Genomic DNA, 7,519 nt, shown 5'->3' with positions numbered 1-7,519 from the left:
ACAGGTCTGTTTTCGCTGATGATCTTAAGCCTTCTTCGGAAGGCTTTTTTGTGTGGCGAATTTATTGAAACCAAGGGGTTTGGCTATCTGCGCAGAATTGCGTAACATGGTGCATCTTTTCTATTGCTTGGTACGCAACAACCATGACTAAGACTCGCATTCTGCTTTCTGATTCTACGGACCCTTGGTTTAATCTCGCCGTCGAAGACACGATTTTTCGTTCTATGCCCGCCGATCAACGTGTGCTGTTTTTGTGGCGTAACGCCGATACCGTCGTGATTGGTCGTGCGCAAAACCCGTGGCGCGAATGCAAAACGGATCGTATGGAGCAGGACAAAGTGAAACTCGCACGTCGTCAGACTGGGGGCGGGGCAGTTTTCCATGATTTGGGCAATACCAACTTCACCTTTATGGCGGGTAAACCGGAGTACGATAAAGAGGTCTCAACCAAGATTGTGTTGGCAGGGCTGCAAAAGTTGGGGATTCATGGGGTCGCCAACGGGCGCAATGATCTGGTACTGGAGGATGAACAGGGTATTCGTAAGTTTTCCGGTTCTGCTTATCGCGAAACGCTGGATCGCGGATTTCACCACGGCACGCTGCTGCTGAGTGCCGATCTCAACCGTTTAGCCGATTACCTCAATCCCGATCTTAAAAAGCTGCAAGCGAAAGGCATTACCTCGGTGAAATCGCGAGTTATCAACCTCAACACGGTAAAAGCGGATATTGAGCACCAACAAGTGTGTGAAGCGATCATGCAAGCTTATTGCGAATATTACCAACAGCAGGTTGAGCCTGAGTTGATCTCGCCGCAGTCGTTTTTTGATTTGCCGGGATTTGAGCAAAAATTCGCTCAGCAAAGCAGTTGGGATTGGAACTTCGGACAAACGCCACCTTTTACTCACCACATGGATGAACGATTTAGCTGGGGTGGCGTCGAGGTGTATCTTGAAGTTGAGCGCGGCACGATTGTGCAAGCCACGATTTTCAGCGACATGCTGGACCCTTATCCGATGGAGCAATTGGCGCTGCGTTTAAGCGGGCTCACCTACAACAAAACGGCGCTTGAACCGTGCCTTGCCCAATTGATGCAGGAATTGCCACAATACCAATTACCTCTAGAAGAGTTTCAGCGCTGGTTCATCAACCAGATTGATTGAGCCTCTCCGACACGTCTTTTAACCGCGATCCTATTTATCATTCCCTATTCTCGATTCCCTCCTCACTCAGAGGAGGGGCTCACCAAGCGTATTCACAAAGTATGTTGCCCTGATTTCTTTCTTGTTCTCTTTTGCTCTCTCTTACGATTCCCAAATCATAACAAGCGGTGAGCCAATCAGACGCAACGTTCGTATATCTTCAAATTGAATAACTGATGTGATACTCGGTGTAGGGTGACTTCGCATAAAAAAGCCTATTTGGCGCAGAAAATCTGTCCTGTCTGTCAGCGCCCTTTTGCTTGGCGTAAAAAATGGCAGCAGTGTTGGGATCAAGTCAAATATTGTTCGGAGCGCTGCCGGCGTCATCGTTCATCACAGTCGCTTGGTGCTGTTAAGGCTGATGCCAATAACTGAATGCCACTCGTGACCAGTGCGTCATGATGTAATCAATCAGGGCTTGAGTGCGCTCAGGCAAAAAACGGCGCTGCGGATGGAGTAGATACACATCTGCGCCTTCGATTTCCCACTCTGGGAGCAGCTCGATGAGCTGACCGCTACGCAGGAGTGGCTCCATTAATCCTCTTGGTAAGCGCGCTATGCCCATGCCTTGCAAGGTGGCTTGCACTATCGTATCCAATTCGTCGGAGCACAAACGCGCCGTCGGAATAAATTGCACTTTTTGCGCGACGTTGTGGTGATGAAAAATCCACGGCAGCTTGTGGTTGAGACTGAGTAGGGGATGCTCTTTTAACTGCTCGGGATGCGCTAAGGCAGGCGTTACTGTGCTGAGTTTGGCAGCAAGCTCAGCACTGGCACAGAGTACGGAAGGGTTACGCGCCAGTTTACGCGCTACCCAGTCGGACTCCGGCTGAGGGCCAAAACGCAGCGCGATATCCAGATCCCGCTGGCTGAAATAGTCGAGCCCTGAGCCAACTTGCATGCGCAGTGTGACATTCGGATGCAGCTCGGCAAACTCCAGCGCCAAAGGGGTTAATTGGTGGCGCAGAGGTAACACGGGTGCACTTATCGCGATTTCGCCGCGGTAATCTCGCTTCGCTTGCTCGACCTCTTCTTGTTTGCGCTCTATTTGAGCAAACAGCTCGGCGTAGCTGTGAAATAGCTGTTCACCTTCTTTGGTCAGTACCAACTCTTTACTGTTGCGGATCAGCAAAATGCTGCCCGTATCTTGTTCAAGTTGCTGAATACGGCGGCTCAATGTGCTGGTGGACATCGATTTCTGTTTCGCTGCTAAGGCAAAACTGCCACAACGCACCACGGTTAAAAACAGCGCCAAATCATCAAGTTTCATGATTAATCCCATTTTTGCAATTTCGCGTCCCATTCTATCCTATTTTCGGATGGCTGTGATTTGGTTATCTTGTGCCACAGCAAATCCATTCCCTTTGACTTTATCTTGAAAGAGAGCACATGCATTCCGATCCTATTCCCGCTGCCGATGCCCCTCATCCGCGAATTATTTTTGCTAGCGTTGCGCTAGTGATTGCCCTTGGTTCACTAGAAAAAAGCATAGTGACTACACCGCTGGCCTTGATTGGGCAAGATCTCTCGGCGGGAAGCGCCTTAACTTGGGTGATCACCGCCTACTTACTCGCCGCCACAGCCGTATTGCCTGTGTATGGCAAATTGAGCGATCTGTTTGGGCGTGTACGCATGCTCAATATTAGCATCGGCATTTTTATTGTTGGCTCAGCGATGTGTACCTTTGCCGTTGACTTACCAACCCTGATTGGGGCGCGAGTGGTGCAGGGAATTGGCGGCGGCGGTTTGATTGCTTTGGCGTTCACCGTGATTGCCGATTCCATTCCGGCGCGTGAAGTCGGCAAATATCAAGGCTATATTTCGGCGGTGTATGCGGTTTCCAGTGTCGCTGGCCCTTTATTGGGCGGCTATTTTGCCGACCATCTCAGTTGGCGCTGGGTGTTTGGCATTAATTTACCGCTGGGAATGGTGGCTCTGTATATGGTCAACCGCCATCTTAAACACCTTAACCAAAAACGCCACAGCCGATTTGACTGGCTGGGCGCTGGGCTTTTAATGCTCACCACCACTTTGTTGCTGCTTCAGCTTTCCTCACACTCCTTTTTGCCTGCGGGGTGGGGAGCCTTTGCTCTGTTACTCTGCTTGGTGCTGTTAATCCTTGTGGAAAGACAGGTGAGTGACCCGATTTTGCCTGCGCGTTTGGCACGCTTACCCAGTTACCTGACCGCGATTGGTCTAATCATGGCCTCACAAATGTTAATGTTCGCGCTTTTGGTTTATATGCCGCTGCAATTGCAGTGGCAGAAAGGCTTTTCACCGTCGCAAAGTGGCACCGTGATGGTGATTTTCATGTTCAGTATCACCACAGGGGCTTATCTTGGTGGCAAATGGGTGGCTCGCTCAGGGCGATACAAAGCGCTGGTGGTGAGCGGTTTTCTGCTTGCTGCCGTCGCCATCTGGCAGATTCACTACGATTTGTGGGTTCATCTCTCGCTAGGTATTGGCGGCCTTGGGCTTGGTTTTACTCTGCCTTCTCTTAATGTGGTGGTACAGAGTGTGTTACCTGCCCGTGATCGGGGTATTGGCATGTCACTGTTTAACTTTGGCCGTGAGCTTGGTGGCGCGCTCGGGGTGGCGTTCTGTTCTGCGCTGTTTTATCTGCGTGTGCCGCAAAGTGTCACGGTAAGTGAGCATGGCAGCCAAGCCTCATCAGTAACGCCTGACGTGCTCGCTCAAGGTTTTAGTTTGGTGTACATCGGCATGAGTGCGTTGGCGGTGGTGGCGATGGTACTGACCGCTTGGCGTCTACGTAAAGATGCGCTGAAAGGGCACTAGCCTCTCTCTTTGTTCAATAGAAAATAAGGTGATAAATAGAAAACTCGGTAATAGACAGAAAGTGAGGTAATAGAAAGCGAGGCGATAGATAGAACACGGGAGCGATCTTTTCCTCTCCTGTCGCGTACAAGCGGCAGAGAAAACAAGGAAAGAGTATGGAAAAGATCAATCTGGTATGGCTCAAACGCGACCTAAGGCTGACCGATCACGCGCCATTACAAGCGGCGTTAACTTCGGGGAGACCGACGTTATTACTCTACCTGTTTGAGCCAATGCTGCTTGGCGATGCGCATTACAGCGAACGACACTGGCGCTTTGTGTGGCAATCATTGCAAGCCATCAATCGTGATTTGGCGCAGAGCAAAGGGGAGGTGTTGATCGTCACATCCGATTGGCAAACCTGCTTTTCACGTCTTGCTGAGCGCTACGCCATTGAGGCGATTTATTCTCATCAAGAAGTCGGTTTAGCCTGCACTTTTCAGCGCGATCTTGCGCTGGCACAGTGGAGCCAGCAACACGACATCGTCTGGCATGAATTTCCTTATGCCGCCGTGATCCGCGGGGCGCAAACGCGTAAAAATTGGGATGAGCATTGGCAGCAAGTGATGCGCTCCCCTTGCTGCGATCCTGATTTAACACGCGCCAATTGGTTGAGGCTGGATGCCGCAGCGCTTGGTTTGCGCAGCGATATCCCTGCCACATGGCAGAGTAAACAAGCGGGCATGCAAACTGGCGGCAGTGATATGGCGTGGGCGACGCTGGAGGATTTTTTCGCGCGTCGAGGGCGAGAGTATTACCGCTCCATATCAAGTCCAAGCTTAGCGCGCCACGCGTGCTCGCGGATGTCGCCTTATCTTGCGTGGGGAAATATCTCACTGCGGGAGATGTATCAAACCTTGCTCAAACACTGGTCGGTAGCGGGATTTCGCCGCAGCCTGATTGCGCTTTCATCACGTCTGCATTGGCACTGTCACTTTATCCAAAAATTTGAATCAGAATGTGAGATGGAGTTTCGCTGCGTCAACCGCGCTTATGACTCACTCTTACAGCTATCAAGCCAAGCCCCCGCCGCGCAGTTAGCCGCTTGGCAAACCGGGCACACTGGCATTCCACTGGTCGATGCCTGTATGCGCTGCTTAATTCAAACCGGATACCTCAACTTTCGTATGCGCGCGATGTTGGTGAGCGTGTTAACTCATCATATGAATGTCGATTGGCGAGCGGGCGTGACTTATTTGGCGCAACTGTTTCTCGATTTTGAACCGGGCATTCATTACCCGCAGTTTCAAATGCAAGCAGGGGTAACGGGCATCAACACCATCCGCATTTATAACCCGACCAAGCAAGCACAAGAGCATGACAGTGAAGGGCATTTTATTCACAAATGGGTGCCAGAGTTGGCGCAAGTGCCTGTACCGCTGCTCTTTGAACCCTGGCTGATGACACCGCTTGAAGCGCAGATGTATCAAGTACCGCTTGAGAGCCCTTACCTCAAGCCGGTGATGGATTTGGAAGCCAGTGCCAAGCAAGCACGGGATCGCTTATGGCAGTGGCAGAAACTGCCTGCGGTACAAGCCGAAGCGATGCGTATCCTCGCGCGCCATGTGCGGCAAGCTAAACCGAGAACTTCGCCGCGACAACCCAACAAGCGTCAACCGGAGATGGATTAACACGGCTTTGCGAGTTTTGCATCGCGCCAAGCCAAGCTAGCCAAGCCCCGTAAGCTTTGCTAGTCTTAGCGGCACATCAGGAAGTGAGGACGACCTCACCGCTCCATCTTTTCTTCGGGGACGACCCCATATATGAGGTGTATATATGGCGTGGTTAATCCTCTTTCTCGCCGGTATTTGTGAAATCGCTTGGGCTATTGGCCTCAAATACAGTGAAGGTTTTAGCAAACCGCTGGCTTCTGTCGCTACCTTATCGGCGCTGGTCATTAGTTTTGTGTTACTTGGGATCGCGTTGCGCACTCTGCCTCTTGGCGTGGCTTACGGCATTTGGGTGGGAATTGGCGCAGTAGGTACCGCAGTCATGGGGATCTTGCTATTCGGGGAAGCGGTGAGCTTGTTTAAACTGATGAGCTTAGCCTTAATCGTTATCGGTATCGCAGGGCTCAAGCTCGCCTCTTAGTCTGTTTTCGCCGCATGCTCTTTCTTTTTGCAGCTGATGCTCAACGTTGTTTCAGCAGGAGTCAGAAAATACTGCATTGTGGAGACGCGCTTGATGTTAGAATCAGCGCAACATTTTAGGCTGCATCTTTCCAGTCAGCCTGTTTATTATCGATTTAGAGTCTATTTATGTCTTTTTTTCAACTTGGATTAAGTGACGTTCTGGTACAAACCGTAGCGCAACTTGGTTACCAAAAACCGACCCATATTCAAACCCAAGCGATTCCAGTGATTTTGCAGGGACGTGATCTGATTGCCGCTGCGCAAACAGGCACGGGTAAAACCGCCAGTTTCGTCCTGCCTATTTTGGAAAAACTGCGCCAAGGGCAAACGCAACGTAAAAAACGTATCCGCGCCTTGATTTTAGTACCAACCCGCGAGCTTGCGATGCAAGTGGCGGAAAAAGTAGAACAATACGGCAAAGACACGGGCTTAAAGAGCCTTGCGGTGTTTGGTGGCGTCGATGAACAAGCACAGAAGCAGCGCTTGATTGATGGCGTGGATGTGCTGGTGGCTACACCGGGGCGTTTGATGGATCTCTATGGGCAACGCGCCGTCTATTTCGAAGAGATAGAAATGGTGGTGCTTGACGAAGCCGACCGCATGCTGGATATGGGTTTTATTGAGTCGATCAACAAAATCATTGACTGCCTGCCGAGTGAAGTACAGTTTCTGCTTTTTTCCGCGACACTGTCACGTAAAGTACGTGAGTTAGCGAAAACCGCAGTACGCGATCCGCATGAAATCAGTATCGCCGCCAACCAAGCCTCAAAAAGCAATATCAGCCAATGGCTGATCACCGTCGATAAAGACACCAAATCCGCATTGTTGAGCCATTTAATCAATGAGCAGCAGTGGGATCAGGCATTGATTTTTATTGAAACCAAACATGGTGCAGCCAAGCTTGTTTCTCAACTTGAAAAGCGGGGCATCCATGCGGAAGCGTTTCATAGTGGCCGTAGCCAAGCCATTCGCGCCCAACTGCTTGAAGATTTTAAGTCAGGAAAAATCAAATACTTGGTCGCAACAGGTGTCGCAGCTCGCGGCATTGATATTGACCAGCTATCACGCGTAGTGAACTACGATTTACCTTTCCCAGCCGATGAATATGTCCACCGGATCGGTCGAACAGGGCGCGCAGAGGCTGTCGGCGAAGCCATTTCGTTTGTCTCAAAAGACAACTTCAAAAATCTGTGCATGATTGAAAGCCGCTTAGGCCATTTGATTGAGCGTCGCGTGGTAGAAGGCTTTGAGCCGAAAAAGCCCGTGCCGATTTCGATTTTGAACTATGTGCCCAAACACAAGCGTGCGGCGCAAGATTAATACGAACACTTCAGAAAAAGCCGGGAATTTCCC

General features: G+C 50.7%; 7 protein-coding genes. 6 read left to right on the top strand and 1 reads right to left on the bottom strand.

Annotated features, from left to right (window positions below; genetic code table 11):
* Window positions 1–143: 143 nt before the first annotated feature.
* Together GOU96_RS16220 and GOU96_RS16215 are read left to right on the top strand one after the other, a co-directional pair.
* Complete coding sequence (locus tag GOU96_RS16220) at window positions 144–1,160, top strand: lipoate--protein ligase (RefSeq protein ID WP_001887245.1); 1,017 nt, start codon at window positions 144–146, stop codon at window positions 1,158–1,160.
* Between the two features lie 234 nt (window positions 1,161–1,394).
* Complete coding sequence (locus GOU96_RS16215) at window positions 1,395–1,574, top strand: DUF2256 domain-containing protein (RefSeq protein ID WP_057554484.1); 180 nt, start codon at window positions 1,395–1,397, stop codon at window positions 1,572–1,574.
* Here GOU96_RS16215 and GOU96_RS16210 read toward each other — a convergent pair.
* Window positions 1,552–2,502 carry a LysR family transcriptional regulator gene (locus tag GOU96_RS16210; protein ID WP_042989568.1) on the bottom strand — a complete coding sequence of 317 codons (951 nt, stop codon included), beginning with the start codon at window positions 2,500–2,502 and terminating at the stop codon, window positions 1,552–1,554. The genes GOU96_RS16215 and GOU96_RS16210 overlap by 23 nt on opposite strands.
* An 86-nt stretch (window positions 2,503–2,588) precedes the next feature.
* Between GOU96_RS16210 and GOU96_RS16205 the strand changes: the two genes are divergently transcribed.
* The 4 genes from GOU96_RS16205 (at window position 2,589) to GOU96_RS16190 (ending at window position 7,486) form a co-directional block, all read left to right on the top strand.
* Window positions 2,589–3,995, top strand: a complete 1,407-nt coding sequence (locus GOU96_RS16205; RefSeq protein WP_118089795.1) for an MDR family MFS transporter — start codon at window positions 2,589–2,591, stop codon at window positions 3,993–3,995.
* Between the two features lie 155 nt (window positions 3,996–4,150).
* Window positions 4,151–5,665, top strand: coding sequence for a cryptochrome/deoxyribodipyrimidine photo-lyase family protein (locus GOU96_RS16200; RefSeq protein ID WP_267782684.1), 1,515 nt, complete (start codon window positions 4,151–4,153; stop codon window positions 5,663–5,665).
* Between the two features lie 145 nt (window positions 5,666–5,810).
* A complete protein-coding gene (locus GOU96_RS16195; protein WP_000312391.1) occupies window positions 5,811–6,125 on the top strand; it encodes a DMT family transporter in 315 nt (104 codons plus the stop codon).
* Window positions 6,126–6,292: 167 nt separating this feature from the next.
* Window positions 6,293–7,486 (top strand): DEAD/DEAH box helicase, encoded by a 1,194-nt coding sequence (locus GOU96_RS16190; RefSeq protein WP_258503706.1) that lies wholly within the window; start codon window positions 6,293–6,295, stop codon window positions 7,484–7,486.
* Window positions 7,487–7,519: the final 33 nt, after the last annotated feature.

The sequence above is a fragment of the Vibrio sp. R-1 genome, assembly GCF_035615595.1.
Taxonomy (GTDB): Bacteria; Pseudomonadota; Gammaproteobacteria; order Enterobacterales; family Vibrionaceae; genus Vibrio; species Vibrio cholerae.
Note: the sequence above shows the minus strand (reverse complement) of the source record. Positions and strands in the feature narration are given on the sequence as shown.